The sequence below is a fragment of the Pseudomonadota bacterium genome (genome assembly GCA_026388275.1).
Classification (GTDB): Bacteria; Desulfobacterota; Syntrophorhabdia; order Syntrophorhabdales; family Syntrophorhabdaceae; genus JAPLKB01.
Genome location: JAPLKB010000004.1, coordinates 36,616 through 55,162, shown reverse-complemented (window position 1 = coordinate 55,162; position 18,547 = coordinate 36,616). Strand labels below are relative to the sequence as shown.

The window sequence follows — 18,547 nt, the reverse complement described above, 5'->3', positions numbered from 1 at the left end:
GAAACCTCCTGTAACAGTCAAATCCGTGTTGACATTAAATGTACCTGCATTTGTAACGCTTCCGTTAATAGTAAGAGCATTAACTCCTGATATATTTGCTGTACCGCCTGTATTATTATAGATATTGGCATATACATCACCGCCTGAATAATTAAAAGTACCTGTGTTAATAACAGCAGCTGCGCTCAGAGACCCTGCCTGCTGGTTGAAGGTACCGCCCTGGATGTCAACTATTGCCTGGGTTATGCTGCCCGTATTGGCGGTGGTGCCTGCAGTCTGGGTGTAGGTGCCGGAACCGGTGATTGATCCCTGGTTCACTACCGTGCCGGAATTTGTGATTGTACCATAGTTGTCCAGCCAGCCGCCGGCATTATTGTTCAGTGTGCCGGAGTTATTTACTATTGTGGAGTTGCCCAGATAGCCGGAGTTGTTCAGAGTACCTGAGTTAGTTAGCACGGTCATGTCGTTGTAAAGGTAGCCGTAGTTATTAAGCATGGCTCCGCTGTTATTGTTCAGCGTGCTGTAATAATTTTCCAGAGTGGCACCAGCATAATTATTCAGCGTGCCGGAGTTTGTAATCGTGCCCCAGTAGTTGGCCAGATAGCCCGAGTTATTCAGAGTGCCGTAGTTTGTCAGTGTGCTGCCGGAGCTATCCAACCAGGAACCATTCTGCATATAACCAACATTGGACAGGACAGCATAGTTCTGAAGATTGCCGCCTGCGTTCAGGTTTATGGTCCCAGCCCTGGTTTCGCCGAAGGTGAAATCAGTCCGTAAAATCAATGTACCGTTGTTATTCAGTGTGCCGTCTGTGAAATCATAGGAACTTCCTGCTGCGAGTTCCAGAGTGCCGTAGTTGTTAATATTGCCGTGGTTGTTCAAAGTGCCGCGGCTTGTCAGCGTACCTGAATTGTTCAGTGTAGAGCATATCCACCCGTAATTCCAGTCATAGTAATAGCCATTGACCGTCAGCGCTGAATAACTCTGCAGCGTGCCGCCTGCATTAAGGTTTATGGTGCCTGTTCTTGCTTCGCCGAAGGTTAAGTCAGTCCGGAAAATCAATGTGCCGGAATTATTCAGTGTACCGCCGGTAAAATCATAGGAGCTTCCTGCGGCAAGTTCGATCGTGCCGTTATTATTCAGCGTACCGTAGTTTCTCAGCGTGCTCCCCGAGTTATTACTCAGCGTACCGGAGTTGTTCAGGGTATAGCCTACTGTATTGGTCAGCACGGCATAGTTCTGGAGTGTACTCCCTGTGCTCATGTTCATGGTGCCGGCATTGGATGCGCCGAAGGTGAAGTCAGTCCGGAATATGAGCGTACCGTTGTTATTCAGCGTACCGCCGGTAAAGTTGTAGAAGCTGCCTGCGGCAAGTTCCATTACATTGTTGTTGTTCAGAACACCGGCATTGTTCAGTGCAGCGTAGCTCGTCAGTGTACCTGAGTTATTCAGCGTGCTGCCGGAGTTGTTATTCAGAATACCGAAGTTGTTAAGCGAATTTTCTGCCAGATTAGTAAGCACTGCATAATTTGTCAGTGTGCCGCCATTCATGTTTATGGTACCCGCCCTGGTTTCGCCGAAGGCAAAGTCAGTTCTGAATTTCAGGATGCCGGAATTATTCAGTGTGCCGCCGGTAAAGTCGTATGAGCTTCCTGCGGCAAGTTCGATCGTGCCAGTGTTATTAAGAACAGCGCTGTCTTTATTATTCAGTGTGCCGTAGTTTACCACAGTGCCTGCGTTGTCCTGTGTATGTCCATCCCGATTAGTCAGTACCGCATAATTCTTGAGCGTGCTTCCTGCATTGAGGTTAACAGTGCCTGCTTTGGTCTCGCCGAAGGCGAAATCACGGTTGAATTCCAAAGTTCCTGAATTATTCAGTGTGCCGCCCGTAAAATCATAAGAGTTCCCTGGGGCAAGGATCAGCGTACCGCCGGACATATTGTTCAGTGTACCGGGGTTGCTGAGGGTATAGCCTGCAGCACCGGTCAGTATTGCATAGTTGTTCAATTTACCGCCTGCTGTGAGATTCACAATGCCTGCCTTTGTTGCGCCGAAAGTGAAGTCACGTCTGAATATAAGTGTTCCGGAATTGTTCAGCGTACCTCCGGTAAAGTCATAAAAGCTTCCTGCAGCAAGTTCCAGAGTGCCTGTATTATTAAACACAGAGCCGACGTTGTTGAGCGTGCCATAGTTTATCAGAGTCCCGGGATTGGCCTGCGTATGCCCTGCCGGATTGGTCAGCACTGCATAGTTCTTGAGCGTGCTTCCTGCCGTGAGATTCACAATGCCTGCCTTTGTTGCGCCGAAAGTGAAGTCACGTCTGAATATAAGTGTGCCGGAATTATTCAGCGTACCGCCGGTAAAGTCATAAAAGCTTCCTGCAGCAAGCTCCAGCGTACCGGTGTTATTCATCGTGGCGCTGTTTTTGTTATACAATGTATTGTAGTTTACCAGTGTGCCGGCATTGTCCTGGGTATACCCTGCTGTATTTGTCAGCACCGCATAATTTTTTAGCGTACCGCCTGCATTGAGGTTCACAATGCCTGACTTTGTTCCGCCGAAGGTAAAATCATTATGGAATAAAAGTGTTCCTGAATTGCTCAGCGTGCCGCCTGTAAAATCATAGGAACTGCTTGCGGTGAGATCGAATGTACCGGTATTGTTGAATGTGCTAAAGGTTAACGATCCTCCGGAATAGTTGAAGATGCCGCTGTTGGTTATTCCTGGCGCTGTGAGACTGCCTGCCTGCTGATTAAAGGTGCCGCTCTGGATGTTTATTGATGCCTGGCTCATGCTCCCTGTGTTGGTAGTTGTACCGGCTGTCTGTCTGTACGTGCCGGTACCGATGATATATCCGGAGTTTGTCAGTGTACCGGAGTTTGTCAGTGTACCGGAGTTGTTAAAGGTGCCGGTGGAATTATTGTTAAGTATACCGGAACTGGTCAGTGCAGCGCCGGATTTGTTTTCCAGTACCCAGGAGTTGTTCAGCGTACCTGAGTTGGTGAGAGTACCTGTGTTGGCAAGCCAGCCGGAGTTGCCGTAAATGTTCAGTGTGCCTGCATTCGTTAGAGTACCTGAGTTGTTCATCGTACCGTAATTGTTCAGCGTGGCTCCGGAGTAATTGGTCGTGGAGGGACTGTTTAAAGTATAGCCTGCTGAGTTCGTCAGTACTGCATAGTTATGGAGCGTACTTCCCGTATTGAGGTTAATGACACCTGCATTAGCTGCGCCGAAGGTAAAGTCGCGGCCGAATATCAGCGCGCCTGAGTTGTTCAGCGTACCGCCGGTAAAGTTGTAGAAACTGCCTGCGGCCAGATTCAATGTACCTGAGTTGTTTAGTATACCGTAGTTGTTCAGTATACCGCCGGAGTTATTGTTTAGTGTACCGGCGTTGCCCTGGGTATGTCCTGCAAGGTTAGTGAGCACTGCATAGTTCTGCAGGGTGCCCCCATTGAGATTAACAGCGCCTGCCTTTGTTTCGCCTAAAGTGAAGTCGCGTCTGAATATAAGTGTACCAGAATTATTCAGCGTACCGCCGGTAAAGTCATAGGAGCTTCCTGCGGCAAGGATCAGCGTACTTCTGCTGTCGCTGTTGTCGATTGTGCCGTAGTTGTTCAGCGTACCGGTGTTGTTGATGGTGCCGCCGCCGCCCCATGCATTGTCCAGTATACCATAGTTAGTCAGGGTGCCTGAGTTGTTGATGGTACCCAGTTGGTTAAGTATCTTGGCACCGGAGCTGTTTATCAGCGTACCGGAATTGTTAAAAGTACCGTAGCGGTTATATAGGTAAGTGCCGTTGTTGGTCATAGTACCGGCGTTATTCACCACGGCTTCGTTTTGAATCCCTCCTGTGCTTGTAAATGCCCAGACAGCGCCGGCGTAATTGTTTACTACGGACTGATTGTAGTTCTTTAAAATGCCCTCAAAGACCGTGTTATTGTAGTTGTTAAAAACACCCGAACTTACCGATGGTAACAAGTTGCCCTGGTAGAAGTAGTAATAACTGGTAACATTCCCGTAGTTGTTCACAGTGCCGTTGTTATAGAAAGTATTGCCGTTCCGGAGGAAGGCATTGCCGTCACCGATCGCCCAATCATAGTGGATGATGTTTACAGTGCCGTTGTTGGTATAGGTGGCGTTATTGTACAGCCCGGCAGGGCTACCCAAGATCCAGTTCAACCAGTCCGGTGAGAAGTTCATTGTGGCATAGTTTTCCAAATTCGCATAGTTGTACATAGATTCGCTCCAGGTCGAATCCGTAACATATGTGGGATATGTTCCCGCAGGCCATTCTCTCCACGCCCGTGCCTGATCCGGCACAGCCAGAGTTATGAAGCACACTGTACATGCCAGTAAGAATATGGATAAAATGGTCTTTTTTGTTTTCATACGATTGTCCTTTTTACGATGTATGATTTTGATGCCTCGGGGTTAACGGATGCATGGAAACTGCCTGGCATAATCTCTCCTGTTGTTCAATAACTCACGGCAGTCCAGCTTGCACTTGCAAGGCCCGTGACTTTCTGTCCCATCCTTGCGAATGGATTAGCCTTATCGTTATTGATTGTTACAAAATATTTATATTGTATGTAGGATAAGTACGTATCTTTGTGTAGGATATTCAGCAAAATCATTCGGCAGTACAATTTGGTAAAATCCCTGAAGGAAATCCCCGGAGTACAAATCCTTGTCATGCATGCCTTATTCAGGTATAATATCGGTTGTAAATAAAAAAAGCCAAGCAACAAATCTCACACCGGCATCAATGCCCGTTCCGGTTGGCAATGAGAGGAGAAGATGAATATTTCAGTCATAGGCAGTACAGGATGCGGTAAAACAACGCTCTTTCAGGCACTAAGCGGCATAGCCTCAGAAAGCAAGCCCAACTCGGATGCTGTCGCGGTGATCGACGTCCCTGACGAGCGCGTTGATAAATTGACGGAAATTTTTAAACCTAAAAAGACGATATACGCACGAATAGCATTATCCGATACTGTAGCAATTGAAGAAGGCAACGTAAGAAGTGAAACAATAAGTGCTAAAACCCTACGGGAAATGCGCAACAGCGACGCATTCATACTTGTTCTGCGCAACTTTGACAACGGGAATCCAGTAGATATCTCAGGTGAATTCTATACGATCTTTAATGAGTTCATCTTTGCAGACATTCTGCAGATTGAAACACGTCTGGAGAGGATGCGCAAGCAGCAGGGCAAAAAGGAAAGCAATGCTCTTGCCCAGGAAGAGGCCCTGCTTGTCGAATGTCTCGACCATTTGAACACCGACAAACCCCTTGCCACCCTCGAATCCCTTAAAGAACACGGAAAAGAACTAAGGGGTTTTCAGTTTCTCTCTCAAAAACCCATGATGGCTGTTTTAAACTGTGATGAAGAGAAGCTGGCTGCCTCCGAATCCGCGATTGACGACATCAGAAAAATTATTCCATCCCATATCCCGATAATAACTGCCTGCGCTAAACTCGAAGCCGAATTTGCGCTTATGGAGCCTGAGGAAAAAGCTGTTTTTATGGAAGAATACGGTATTAAAGAATCAGTGGCCGGACGCATTATACGGCTTGCCTTTGAAACGCTCGGCCTTATCTCATTCTTGACTGTTGGAGATGATGAATGCCGTGCCTGGCCGATTAAAAACGGGATGAATGCCCAGGAGGCTGCCGGGGCGATTCACACTGATCTTTCACAGAAATTTATACGTGCAGAGACGGTTTCCTATGACGACTTCATGCGCTACAACGGTTTTGCAGGATGCAAAAAAGCCGGTGTCTGGCGGCTTGAAGGCAAAACCTACATTGTGCAGGACGGGGATATACTCAATATCAGGGCAGGGAACTGATTCGCCATCGGCTAACGCCGGTGGCTTTCCATAAGAATATATTGGAATTATGTGCCCGTTACAGCCTTTATGCTCTCGTAGGTTACATTTACAAGTTCCTGAAGTGTACTTTCCTCTATGGCAAGAGGCGGCATAAGAACGATTACATCGCCGAGGGGGCGAATGATGACGCCTCTTTTTCTTGCTTCCATGATTACCTGTTGGCCAATTTTTTCTTTCGGCTGATAAGGATGTTTTGTCTTTTTGCTTTTTACAAGTTCTATGCCTACCATAAAACCTGCCTGACGTATCTCCCCGACGTGAGAGAGCCCGTTAAACTTCTGTAATTCCCTGGTTAGCAGAGCTATCTTTGTTTGCAGGTTTTCCAGTGTGCTCTCTTTTTTGTAAAGGTTAAGATTTTCTATTGCTACGCTGCATGCGACAGGATTCCCTGTGTATGTATGTCCATGGAAGAATGTTTTGAAATCCTCGAATTGACCGAGAAAGCCTTTGAAAATCTCATCAGTTGCCAGAGTTGCAGCAAGCGGGAGGTAACCGCCGGTAACGCCTTTAGCAAGACACAGAAAATCAGGTTCAACTCCTTCTTTTTCACAGGCAAACATTGTGCCGGTTCTACCAAAACCGGTAGCTACTTCATCAGCAATGAACAACAGCCCGTTGTCTTTGGCTATTTTATATATTGCAGAGAGAAAACCTTCGGGTTGGACGATAATACCGGCAGCTCCCTGGACAACAGGCTCGATGATTACAGCGCAAACTTCATCTCTGTGTTTTCTGACAACTTCTTCAAACTGTTGAATACAAGCCATGCCGCACGATTCTTTTTCAAGCTTTAAAGGACATCTGTAACAATAGGGTGCGGGAGACTTGTAAGTTTTGAAAAGCAACGGTCCGTAGACTTTGTGAAAAAGATCAATGCCGCCTACACTTACAGCGCCGATCGTATCGCCGTGATATCCGTTTGTAAAGGATATGAAACGTTTTCTCTTTTTTTCTCCCTTTTGCTGCCAGTACTGGTAAGCCATCTTAAGGGCAATCTCAACAGATGTTGAACCATTATCTGAGTAAAAAACTTTAGACAGGCTTTTTGGAGAAATATCAATAAGCATTTTAGCAAGAACAACGGATGGAACATTGGCAATACCGAGCAAGGTTGAATGGCATAGGGCCTCTGCCTGTTTTTTAATTGCTTCTACCAACTCCTTTTTCCCATGGCCATGGATAATTACCCATAGAGAGGATATTCCATCAATGTATCTTTTACCATCAATGTCAACAAGGTAGCACCCTTCACCCTTCTCTATTACCAGCGGATGCATATCCATATAGTCTTTCATCTGAGTAAAAGGATGCCAGATGTATGTTTTGTCCCACTCAGTCAGTTTTTCTTTGTCGTACACGATTCCTCCATTAAAAATTGCAGGGGTCAAGAGTAAAATCCTGGTTTAACTAAACGCATCGCTACTTTTATATAAGCCCCATCTTTTTCCCGGCATCAATAAGTGTCTCTATGGCATAATCCATATCTTCCTTCGTAAAGCCTCTCACAATAGTTAACCTGAGCCTGGATGCCCCCTCCGGTATGGTAGGCGGACGTATGGCCTGCAGAAAGAGCCCCTTTTTCAAAAGAATGTCCTGCATTTTCACTGTTTTTTTATCCTCTCCGACAACTATTGGTACAATAGGGCCTGTACTGTTTTTTAAATCAAAACCGGCCTTGAGGAGATTTGTTCTTACATATTCGATGTTTTGCCATAATTCATCCTTAAAAGATGTGTTATTTTCAATAAGCCTTAAAGCTGCAAGTGATGCAGCCAGGGATGACATAGGCAATGCCGTCGTATACATAAATGTCCGGGCTCTATTTATAAGAAATTCTATTACTATTGGATCTGCTAATGCAAAAGCACCGAATGAACCAAGCGCTTTGCCGAAGGTTGCCATATGTGTATCCATTTTTCCGGATAAACCGAATGATTCTTCGACGCCGGTACCCTTTTCGCCAAAAATACCTGTTCCATGTGCATCGTCCAGCATCATGTGTGCCCCATACTTTTCCTTAAGCTGATACAAATCCTTCAGGGGGGCAATATCGCCGTCCATGCTGAAAACAGATTCTGTAAGAATAAATTTTTTACCACGGGCCCTGTCCTTTTTTAGTTTTTTTTCAAGATCATTTGCATCGCTATGCTTGTATATTACTTTTTTTGCACGGGAGAGCCGGGTACTGTCTATAAGGCTTGAATGGTTCAGTTCATCTGTGAAGATTACATCCCCCTCCTGTGTGATTGTAGAGACTATCCCGATGTTAGCCATATACCCGTTTGAAAAAATAAGTCCGCTTTCATAACCTTTATATTCCGCAATTTCATGTTCAAGCGTCTTACACAGATCGATACTGCCTGATACACTCCGGGAGGAACATATACCGGCGCCGTATTTATCAATAGCATCTCTGGCAGCATCAACGACATCAGGGTGAACATGTAAAGAAAGATAACTATTTGAGCATAAGTTGAGATACTCCTTTGAATTGTAAAGTATCTTTACGGCAGAGATGGGCTTTACATATTTTAATGACCTGTAATTGCCTGTTTCTTTAAAATATTCCAGTATTTCATAGATTCTTTTACGCATTGTATAGTACCTGCATTTCGAGCTTCCTGCAAAATTTTGTATTTATTGTCCTTTTATATTATTCCGGCAGAAGAAGAAATCTCCACTCGCAAAGCAACACCTTGTGATTTTAAACACGTCCCGGATTCTTGCCTGCACAGAAAAACGACTTTAAATACATTTGCAAAAGGCTCATTTAATAGTTTTATAACCTGATTCAAATGCGGCAATGTCTGTTTCCGCCAAAAAAATAATATATAATCGAAAAAGTTTATAGCACTAACAGCCTGCGCCTGTCAACATGTATGACAACAATGGTTGACTGGCTCATAAAAAAACAGGGTGGATAAAAAATCCACCCTGTTTTTTATTTAAATTGTTAAGATTTAACCTTTGATAATTCTTGGTAAAATCATCTGGTGCTGTGGTGTAATAGATTCCGGATTCTGATAGCAGCAATTTGCAAATGCAACAAGATAGGTTCTCAATGCAGGCAGTGCTACTACTTCGTCAACCATACCTGTTTTTGCACAGTAGGACGGCCTTGACTTATCAACATACTCCTGTACGGTTTTATTCATTGATTCAATTACCGGTGCAAGAGGTTTGCCTGCATCTTTTTCTTTCACAAGCCTTCTTGCAAAGCTTGCAGCCGCTGCAGTTTCACCGTGCATAACATAGATCTCTGTTGTTGCAACGCCGAGCGTAAAAGCGTTGTTATTGTTGGCCTGAGGACCTGCCATGATATAGTGAGCTGCTGCTGTGCCTTTTCTTAATATAACTGTCATCATAGGAAGACCGCTCTGTTCGATAGAATAAATAAGAGCCTGACCAAGACCGAGGAGCTCTGCTTTTTCAGCGATATCTCCAACGTCAATTCCCGATGTATCCTGGAGCCATACCATGGGGATTCTGTCTCTGCCACAGAGAGTAACAAACTCATTAATTTTGATAAGTCCTTCGCGGTAAAACTTGCCGCCTATGCCGGGATATGGTGCATACTTAGGATAGCCCTTCGGCAACATACCCTGTCTGTTTGCTACAATACCGATAAGGAATCCATCTATTTTCACAAGGCCTGTGTAAAGCTCAAAACCAAAATCAGGTCTAAATTCCATATGTTCGCTTCCATCAACCAGCCTTGCCATGAACTGTTCTGCGTCATAGACCATCTTCTGATTAAACGCTAATATGCTATATAAATCTTCTGCCGGGAATTTTGGTTCTGCCGGTGCTGCTACCCTGAAGAAACTTGCGTCGTAGGCGGGAAGTTTCACTACCCATGATTTGAGAGAGTCAAGAAGACTTTCTTCGGTTGGATGTACTTCTCTGAAAAATCCTGTATGATCATAGTGAATCTCAACCCTACCGGGCGGTATTGATTTAAATTTTCTTGTTGCTTCAATTAACTGCTCGGCCATTGCCTCATCAAAATATCCTTTAGGGGCCATACCGCTGACGATGCCTGCACCGCCTACTGCGATGTTGCAGTCTTTATGGGCAAGAAGCAAAGTAGGAGAAATACCCTGATAACCGCCGCCTGCCGGGTTGGTTCCATAAATGACAGCAAGGACAGGGATACCGAGTTTATTGAGTTCTGCATGTCTGAAAAATGTTGTACCGTTACCGCGCCTGTTGGCATAGACTTTTTCCTGCTCAGTGAGTTTAACGCCGCTGCAGTTGACAAGCCATACGAGAGGGCAATGAAGCCTTTTTGCAATATCCGTTACTCTGAGTATGTTGTCAGCCTGACCGGCAATCCATGCACCAGCCATGACTTTGTTGTCAAAACCTATAATGACACACCATCTTCCGTTAATTCTTCCAAGACCATCAACTACGCCTGTTGTTCCGGATTCTTCATCCATGGGATCATACAACATATGGAGAGGTGCCCATGTACCGGGATCAAGAATATACTCAAGTCTCTGATGAACTGTCCATTCACCTCTTTTATTCAATGTTTCCTTTGGAAGACCAGCTTTCATCTTCTCTTCAACAAGTGCCGCTATTTCCTGTTCTACTTTTTTGATCTGTTCCGCATTTGCTGCATTGACCTTAACTGGCTTGCCCCAGTCCTGCATTTTTTCAAAATATGGTCTCATGTATTGCCTCCAGTGGGTTTTTGAATATTTGTAATTATTTTCACAATTATATTTTTAATACCATGTATTTGTCAAGATAAAATACAAAAAACACGGAAATTATAATAACAATAATCAATTGATACGTATAATGAGTTTGCCATGTGATATTTTTCATTTCCTTATGATTGATAGAAGATTTTGATTGCCCCGCAGTTTTTTGCGGGGCAATCAAAATCATATATGATTTTACTAATCTGTTGCAGGCGTTATAAATTTCAGGATGTATATAAACTTCAGGATTATGCTTGCGTTTTTAGCAATGGCATTGTTGTCGCCTGCCAGAACTCTCAACTTTTCAGCGCTCTCTTCAATCTTCTTTATTTCGTTTCTGATCTCGTCCATTAGTGTCCTCCTCTCATATCTTTGTATCGTTTTGCCTTGAGGTCATACCGTGGCAAAGCTCCTGGAGGCTCAACTTTCACTTTGCATGATAGATTTGTTTTGATTTTATGTGCTTCACCTGCTCTCTTGGCCACATCTTCGGCTGCTTCCTTGCTGAGGGATTGATCAACTTCAATCCTCAGAAGAATATTGTCCATGATGTCTTCACGAGTAACAACAAGTTCGTATTCAATAATTTCCGGAAAATCCGCTCTGATAAACTGTTCAACTGTTTTCGGTGAGAAAAGTACACCACGAATCTTGCTGATATCATCTACCCTGCCGACAATCTCCATCAGCTTTTTAGATGTTCTCCCGCATCCACAGGAGTCGGGACCTTTGATTGCCACATCATTTGTATTAAAACGAATTACAGGGAAAGACCTTCTGCCAAGAGGGGTAATAACTATTACGCCCTGCTCACCCACTTCCACCTCTTTTGAGAGGGTTTCGCGATCAAGCATTTCAAGAAGGAAAAAAGGTTCTATTATATGAAGCCCTTTCTGTTCTTTACACATACTTGCAAAACCGCATGTTTCAGTGCTGCCGATATGATCAAACATCTTGCAGCCATATGTTGCCTCAATCCGTAAGCGTGTTGCTTCAGGAAGAGGTTCGCCTGCGCCTATAGCCCTCTCAATCCCGAGCGACTTCGGGTCAATGCCCATTGATATGGCTTCCTGGGCAATATTGAGAAGATATGTTGGAGTACCTGCCAGTGCATTTGCTTTGAGCTCTACGATTTTGTTAACCCTTCCTTTTGTATCAAGGGCTCCACCAGGCACAACTTCACATCCTATCTTTTCTGCAGCGTAATGTGCTTCCCAGAATGCTACATATACGTTGTATCCGAAGGGTAGAAAAACCCTGTGCCAGGGTCTGAATCCTGCCATCCAGAGTATATGGCACCATGACTCAATCCTCCACTGCCAACTTTCGTAGCTCTCAGGAACATAGACAGGCCTTCCGGTTGTTCCGCTTGTCTGCCTGAAGCTGGAAACTTCTTCGATATTAATACCAAGAAGTCCTCCATACGGAAAGGGTTCGACATCTTCCTGCCATTTTCTCAGTTCTTCTTTGTAAGTGAAGGGTACCTTTTTGATATCTTCAAATGTTTTGATATCTTCGACATCTATTCCCTTCAATTTTTCTTTGTAGAGATTTGAGTTGGCTTTGCCATAGGAAAACAAGGTTTTGAAATATGAGAATTCAACAGCATCCAACTTTTCTCTGGGTAACGTTTCGGTATACTTGTTCCAGAATTCATTCATAATTACCACCCCTTTAGTTTCATATTGTGAAACAGTGTTTCTATTATATTAAAATAATTTAAAAATAAACAAAGTTATTGTCAAGTAAATTTTACCTTTATTTTCCATGCTTTCTCAATATAATAACGATATATTTATAAATATTAATATAGTTAAAAACATCGATATCTTTATAGACCGTGCCGTAAGTAAACTGTTGAAATTGTTTTGCAAATAAATTTATAAATTATGTAATCTCAAATTTTATACTTGCTTTGTAAATTTATTAAGCGTAAATAAAATTAACCATTTTTTGGAGAAATGATAATGACAAACAAACAACAAATAGCAATATTGCTTCAGGGTGCTGAAGCATGGAATAAATGGAGAGAACAGAACCATGACAAACAGATTGATCTTAGGGGTATAGATTTAGAGAAAGCGAGCTTAAAAGATATAAACTTTTCCCATGCCAGACTTGAGGGTGCCAACCTCTCCTTTGCACAACTTGAAAATGCAGATTTTACGCATGCAAATCTGAAAGGTGCCAACCTTTCCCATGCACAGCTTAAAAAGGCACATTTTGCCTTTGCACATCTGGAACAGACAGTACTTCTCTTTGCCAATATGAAGGGAGCGGACCTCCGCGGCGCAAACCTGCATAATGCATCATTAGAGGATGCATACCTGCAGAATGCTGATTTGTCTCACACACACCTCGAAAATGCCATGCTTGCCTATGCAAACTTTAAAAATGCATATTTGGTGGACGCCAACTTGAAGGGTGCCAACTTGAAGGCTGCAAATCTGGAAGGAGCAAATGTCACCTCTGCTGCATATGATAAAAAAATCCTATTAAGGCTGTTAAAGGAAACGAGATTAAATCCAACAGCCCTTTGGAAAAGAAGATTCGATATAATGCTGGATACTACCATGCGGTGCAGAGGTGCCTATGTTGCCTGTTATGGAAGCCAGAGATTCAGAGCTTTTATTCAGGATCAGGATTATTTAGAGGAACTCACGGAAACCGGTTTTGGAAGTTTCTTATGTTTTGTCTGGTGGATACTCTCAAATTGCGGAAGATCTATTACCAGATGGGCCGTCTGGTCATCCCTATTGATAATGTTATTTGCCTTCATATTCTTTTTTATGGGCTCTAACCACTTTTATAATCCAAAACTCGAGTTTAATTTTATAACCATGATTTATTACAGCGTAGTAACCTTTACTACGCTCGGGGGTGATATCTTTCCGAATACATCGACTGCGGCAATTGTAACAATCGCAGAAGTTTTGATAGGATATATTATGCTTGGCGGACTCATAAGTATCTTTGCAAGTAAACTTGCAAGGAGAGGGAGTTGAATCAGAGTATTATCTGAGAATCTCCTAAAACTTCCTGAACTTTCATTACAAGCACAAAAGGGGTAAAGGGCTTAGAGATAAAATGCACCTTACCTTTGAGTATTTCTTCATGCGGTATACGCTCATCTGTATATCCGGACATGAGTATGGCCTTCATTTGTGGATATCTTGCTTTGAGCATATCCACCAGTACCGTACCCTTCTTTCCCGGCAGAACCACATCTGTTATAAGTAGGTCTATCGGGCCTTCATTTGCTTCAACTTTTGAAATTGCATCATCGACGCTGATACCGGCAATAACGTTATAGTCCAAACCTTCCAGTACATCTGTTACCATATTTAATATACCCGATTCATCTTCTACCACCAGTATTGTTGCTTTTCCGGATAAAATTAAAGAGTTCGCAGGAGGCAAAGAGGCATCCGCAGTTTCTTTATCTGGCACCAGTGCAGGAAAACAGATTGTAAAAATACTCCCCTTGTCTTCCTCGCTGTCCACCGATATATTGCCGCCAAATTGCTTAACAATACTATAAACAACGGAAAGTCCCAACCCTATCCCATCCGGCCTGATAGTATAAAAGGGTTCAAAGATATGTGCCAATATTGATGGGAGTATTCCTGTGCCAGTGTCGGCAATTGTCAGGAGAACATATTCTCCAGGGAGCATGTCCTTGTTTGTACGGCAATAATCGGCATCAAAATGTCTATTAATGGTTGTAATGCTTAAAGTTCCGCCTGTAGGCATTGCATCCCTTGCATTTACTGAGAGGTTTAAAACAAGTTGTTCTATCAGTGATGGATCTGCTTTTATCAAGCTAATGTCAGGATCAAGAAAAAGATCGTATTGAATGTCTTCACCCAGGAGTCGTTTCAACATCTTTTCCATTTTCAGGACAATATCGTTTAAATTGATGTCGCTTAGTTTTAGAAGCTGACTACGGCTTAATGAGAGAAGCTGTTGGCATAGCTTAAGGGCACGCCCGGATGTTTCCTGTATGCTTACAATTTCTTTATAGCCTGAATCGTCCGGCTTAATTTTATAAATAAGAAGTGCTAAATTTCCCATGATTGTAGTGAGGAGGTTGCTGAAATCGTGCGCCATTCCGCCAGCCAGCCTTCCAACTGCTTCAATTTTTTGTGATTGGATGAGTTGAACTTCAAGCCTCTTTCTTTTTGTTATATCTTCAACAGTACCTTCATAATAAAGAATATTTCCTTTTTTATCACGAATTGCCCGGGCGTTTATAGACACCCAGTTCATACTTCTGTCTTTTTTATGCATCTGGGCTTCAAAATTGTAAATCAGACTACGCTCTCGCAACAATCGTAGAAATTCACTGCGGCGGTTTGGATCTGCAAAAAACTCCGAGGCTATTTCAACAACAGTATCAATTAAATCCTCTGGCGAGTTATAGCCCAATATGCGGGCAAGGGCATTATTTACATTAAGGAACCGACCTTCAGGCGTTGTTTGAAAAACTCCCTCTATGACATTTTCATATGTTATACGATATTTTTTCTCAAGCTGTTTTAATGCCTTTTCTGCATTTTTTCTTTCGGTGGTATCCATGGAAAACATTGCAACTTTTGATACCTGTCCTTCAGGATTAAAAACCGGGTAAAGATAGTTATCGTAATATTTGCTATTATAGGCATCTTCAAAATGGACTATTTTACCTGTAAAAAATGCTTCATCAATGTGTTTTTTTATTTTTTTAGCAGCCTCCGGTGTAAAAAAGCTGAGAAGCTCCATGCCAATAAGTTCGTCTCTGCCCATGTTTAGTCTATTGCCGGCAGCTTCATTTCCAAGGGTTATTTTCCCTTGATTATTTATTAAAAAAACAGCCTCAGGGTTTGAATTGAGTAAAATATGCACAAGCTCTTCATATTTTGTTCGTTCATCCTCTAATTTGTTATACTCTTCCTCTTTTGCTTTTATGGTGTTAAGAGAGTAGCGCAGCCATTGCAACTCCTTTAAAAGCTCTTCTCTGGTTTTTTCTTCATCATTCATGCCAATTTACCTGAATCTTTCAAAAAATATATTTAATTATAGCACACAAGATAATAATTATGTAATCCATCAGTATTAGAGGGCACAGGATATGTCCTCTGGCATGGAGGCTGTTTCAATAGTGAACCTGATGGAGTTGTTTGGAACTTTTGCTTATGCAAGGGTTTAATCGCGAGGGAAGTGCTGAGCGACAAAGACCGGGCTTACTCACCTCACGATGGTTTGCTTAGGACAACCCAACACTGTTGACAGTGACATATTCGGGTTAATAACAAAAAAACAAAATATTGCGAATAAATTAGTGTATAAAAAAAGAGGGATGCTGGGCATCCCTCTTTAATTTAATTACAGGGTTAATCAGTTCTTCTTCAGGAAGTCAAGACAGAACTTCAATGCCTCGTCGCCGGGAAGACCTTTTGCCTTGATATCGTTTGCATACTGATCGAGCAATGGTCTTACGGCTGCTGCCCATCTCGCATCCTCTTCTTTTGATAATGGTATGACCTTATTTCCTTTTTTCAAAGTAAATTCTCTGCCTGATTTGTCGATTTCATCCCAGACTTTTCCCTGCTTTTCTAACCACTCAGCGCTAACTTCGTTAAATATTTTTTGTATGTCAGGAGGTAGAGCATCCCATTTAGCTTTATTCATTACAACAAACATGCCTGCTGTGTAGGCTGAGCCGTAACACTCGGTCGTGGATTTAATGATTTCACCCCATTTCCAGCCTTCAAGGGCTTCAAATGGAGCCATAGATCCTTCAACAACGCCTGTGCGTAATGCGTCGTATGTCTCAGGCATCGGTGCGCCAACCGGAGCGCCGCCTAATTTCTGTACGATAGGCACTACGCTTCCCTGAGCCCTTATTTTCATACCTTTAAGGTCTTCGAGCTTATATACCGGCTTTTTGGTATGCACTATGCCGGGGCCATGGGCATGTAAGTATAAAACATGGACCTCGTCGAGTTCTTTCGGTTTAAATTTCTTATAGAACTCATTTATAAGCTTAGTTGCAACTGTCCCGCTCTTATAGCCAAGAGGCAGATCAATCATTGCCATCATAGGGAATTTTCCCCTTGAGTAACCGAGAACACTAAAACCGATATCGGCAATGCCTTTTACTACGCTATCGTAAGTTTGAGGTGCCGGTGTCAGTGTGCCGCCAGGAAAATATGTTATTTTAACTCTGCCGTTTGTCCTTTTTTCGATCTCTTTGCACCATTGTTCTGAAACAATGCTGTTTTTATGACCTGCCTGAAAAAAGTTGGAATAGTTAAGTGAAATTACCTTTTGTGCTGCTGCGCCATCAGGGAATGAGACAAGACAGAAAGATACAAATAATACTAAAAGAAAAAAACGATAAAATAAGTTGCCTTTCATGGTTAACTCCTCCTCTTAAATTACTTACTTACCCTAAATTAATAGCAATTATAACTTGTTTGTCAACATAATATTTGTATACAATAATTATTTATTTTTTGCAATAAAGAATTATTTAGGGTCATCATTATTGTGTTCACTATAGTAAACAAATAAAGTATTAAATAACTGTTAAAATTACAGTGTGTTGTAAATGATTAGTTTATTATGGTAAAAATATAATATTAAAATATCTTGACATTTTAATAAATATTGTAAATAATTTCACTTATAGTTGATCTTTTCGAAAATAGAGTTTTCATGGAGTTTTCATGGCAAAAATAAAGATGACATGTCCGATTTCAAAAGGGGTTTGCACTGAATGTGCCATATACAGGGGAAGACATTTTTATCTGTGTTTTTCCAAGGAGTATCGTGGTGTGTCCCTTGGACCAAGCCAGATTGATGATTTAAAGGCTCAATACAAAAAGGAGCATGAGGTCCAGGACAATAAATTCGGGATGCCGGATGATATCCACATGAGTCCGAAGTGGATACAAAATGTTGAAGATATAACGGGGGAGATAGCGGAAGTGGGAAAAAAGCTGAAAACGAGGGAAGGGCAAAGAAAAGAAAAAAAAGAGAAGCAATAAGAGAGCAGAAGAGGACAATAATGAAAGAAAGGAGAGGACTATGATTAACGATTTTAATTACCTAAAGCCTGGTACGCTTAAGGAAATGCTTGCCATGTATGCTGAGCATGAAGATTGCAAGGTGATATGCGGCGGCCAGTCATTACTTATTGTAATGAGGCAGGGAATGATTTCCCCGGAATACATGCTTGATATCAAGCATGTCAAGGAACTCGATTATATCAAGTTCAATGCTAAAGATGGGCTGAGAATCGGCGCTACAACAACTCACCGTACCATTGAAAAATCCGATGTGGTTAAGAAACACTATCCTGTATTGGTTTCAATGGAGAACAAGCTTGCCTCAATCCAGGTTAGAAACTGGGGTACCATCGGCGGCAATCTTGCACATGCAGATTCTGCAGGAGACCCCGGAGCTGTCCTGATCGCATTAAAGGCAAATATAAAGATAGGAAACGCAAAAGGCGAAAGAACAGTACCGCTTGATGAGTTCTTTGTCGACTATTTTGAAACAGTCATGGATCATGAACTGGTATTGGAAGTACATGTACCTGCTCCTGAGCCGAAATCCGGTGCAGCCTATCAGAAATTCAACCTCCTTGACAGCGATATGGGCATTGTTGGAACTGCTGCGGCTGTTACACTTGACGGCAAAGGTAAATGTAAAGATGTACGTGTTGTTCTCGGCAATGCCGGCCCGACACCGAAAAGGGTGAAGAGAATTGAAGATTTGTTAATTGGAAAGGCATATGATGAAAAACTGTTTGCTGAAGCAGGCGCAATAGCATCCGAAGACAGTGAGCCTGTTGCTGATATCCATGGTTCAGAGGAGCATAGAAGGCATATACTGGGTGTACTGACAAAGAGGATGCTGAAACAGGCCTGGGAACAAGCAAAAGGCTAACCGAG

At 42.8% G+C, this 18,547-nt stretch carries 12 protein-coding genes and 1 riboswitch; of the genes, 4 read left to right on the top strand and 8 right to left on the bottom strand.

Annotated elements, in window-relative coordinates:
* Positions 1 to 4,389, bottom strand: a 4,389-nt coding sequence (locus NT010_00780) for a hypothetical protein (protein MCX5804589.1), incomplete at its 3' end; no start/stop codon positions are given.
* Between the two features lie 95 nt (positions 4,390 to 4,484).
* Positions 4,485 to 4,560, bottom strand: a riboswitch (cyclic di-GMP riboswitch).
* Between the two features lie 237 nt (positions 4,561 to 4,797).
* Here NT010_00780 and NT010_00775 point away from each other — a divergent pair.
* Positions 4,798 to 5,853: a DUF933 domain-containing protein gene (locus tag NT010_00775; GenBank protein ID MCX5804588.1), complete on the top strand. Its 1,056-nt coding sequence runs from the start codon at positions 4,798 to 4,800 to the stop codon at positions 5,851 to 5,853.
* 47 nt (positions 5,854 to 5,900) lie between these two features.
* Here NT010_00775 and bioA read toward each other — a convergent pair whose 3' ends face one another.
* From bioA to NT010_00750, 5 genes are all read right to left on the bottom strand, one after another.
* A complete protein-coding gene (gene bioA, locus NT010_00770; GenBank protein MCX5804587.1) occupies positions 5,901 to 7,253 on the bottom strand; it encodes an adenosylmethionine--8-amino-7-oxononanoate transaminase in 1,353 nt (450 codons plus the stop codon).
* Positions 7,254 to 7,320: 67 nt separating this feature from the next.
* The gene (locus NT010_00765; protein ID MCX5804586.1) at positions 7,321 to 8,490 is read right to left on the bottom strand and encodes an 8-amino-7-oxononanoate synthase; all 1,170 of its coding nucleotides are present in this window, start codon (positions 8,488 to 8,490) and stop codon (positions 7,321 to 7,323) included.
* A 365-nt stretch (positions 8,491 to 8,855) separates the two neighbouring features.
* A complete protein-coding gene (locus tag NT010_00760) occupies positions 8,856 to 10,574 on the bottom strand; it encodes a glutaconyl-CoA decarboxylase subunit alpha (GenBank protein ID MCX5804585.1) in 1,719 nt (572 codons plus the stop codon).
* Positions 10,575 to 10,805: 231 nt separating this feature from the next.
* The gene (locus NT010_00755; GenBank protein ID MCX5804584.1) at positions 10,806 to 10,958 is read right to left on the bottom strand and encodes a hypothetical protein; all 153 of its coding nucleotides are present in this window, start codon (positions 10,956 to 10,958) and stop codon (positions 10,806 to 10,808) included.
* A complete protein-coding gene (locus tag NT010_00750; GenBank protein ID MCX5804583.1) occupies positions 10,958 to 12,268 on the bottom strand; it encodes an AMP-binding protein in 1,311 nt (436 codons plus the stop codon). The genes NT010_00755 and NT010_00750 overlap by 1 nt, the downstream gene beginning before the upstream one ends.
* A gap of 306 nt (positions 12,269 to 12,574) precedes the next feature.
* Here NT010_00750 and NT010_00745 point away from each other — a divergent pair, with 306 nt between their 5' ends.
* Positions 12,575 to 13,612: a pentapeptide repeat-containing protein gene (locus NT010_00745; protein MCX5804582.1), complete on the top strand. Its 1,038-nt coding sequence runs from the start codon at positions 12,575 to 12,577 to the stop codon at positions 13,610 to 13,612.
* A 1-nt stretch (position 13,613) separates the two neighbouring features.
* Here NT010_00745 and NT010_00740 read toward each other — a convergent pair whose 3' ends face one another.
* Positions 13,614 to 15,626, bottom strand: coding sequence for a PAS domain S-box protein (locus NT010_00740; protein MCX5804581.1), 2,013 nt, complete (start codon positions 15,624 to 15,626; stop codon positions 13,614 to 13,616).
* Between the two features lie 357 nt (positions 15,627 to 15,983).
* A complete protein-coding gene (locus tag NT010_00735) occupies positions 15,984 to 17,006 on the bottom strand; it encodes a TRAP transporter substrate-binding protein (protein ID MCX5804580.1) in 1,023 nt (340 codons plus the stop codon).
* 311 nt (positions 17,007 to 17,317) lie between these two features.
* Between NT010_00735 and NT010_00730 the strand changes: the two genes are divergently transcribed.
* Together NT010_00730 and NT010_00725 are read left to right on the top strand one after the other, a co-directional pair.
* Positions 17,318 to 17,638, top strand: a complete 321-nt coding sequence (locus NT010_00730; protein MCX5804579.1) for a hypothetical protein — start codon at positions 17,318 to 17,320, stop codon at positions 17,636 to 17,638.
* A gap of 40 nt (positions 17,639 to 17,678) precedes the next feature.
* Complete coding sequence (locus NT010_00725) at positions 17,679 to 18,542, top strand: xanthine dehydrogenase family protein subunit M (protein ID MCX5804578.1); 864 nt, start codon at positions 17,679 to 17,681, stop codon at positions 18,540 to 18,542.
* Positions 18,543 to 18,547: the final 5 nt, after the last annotated feature.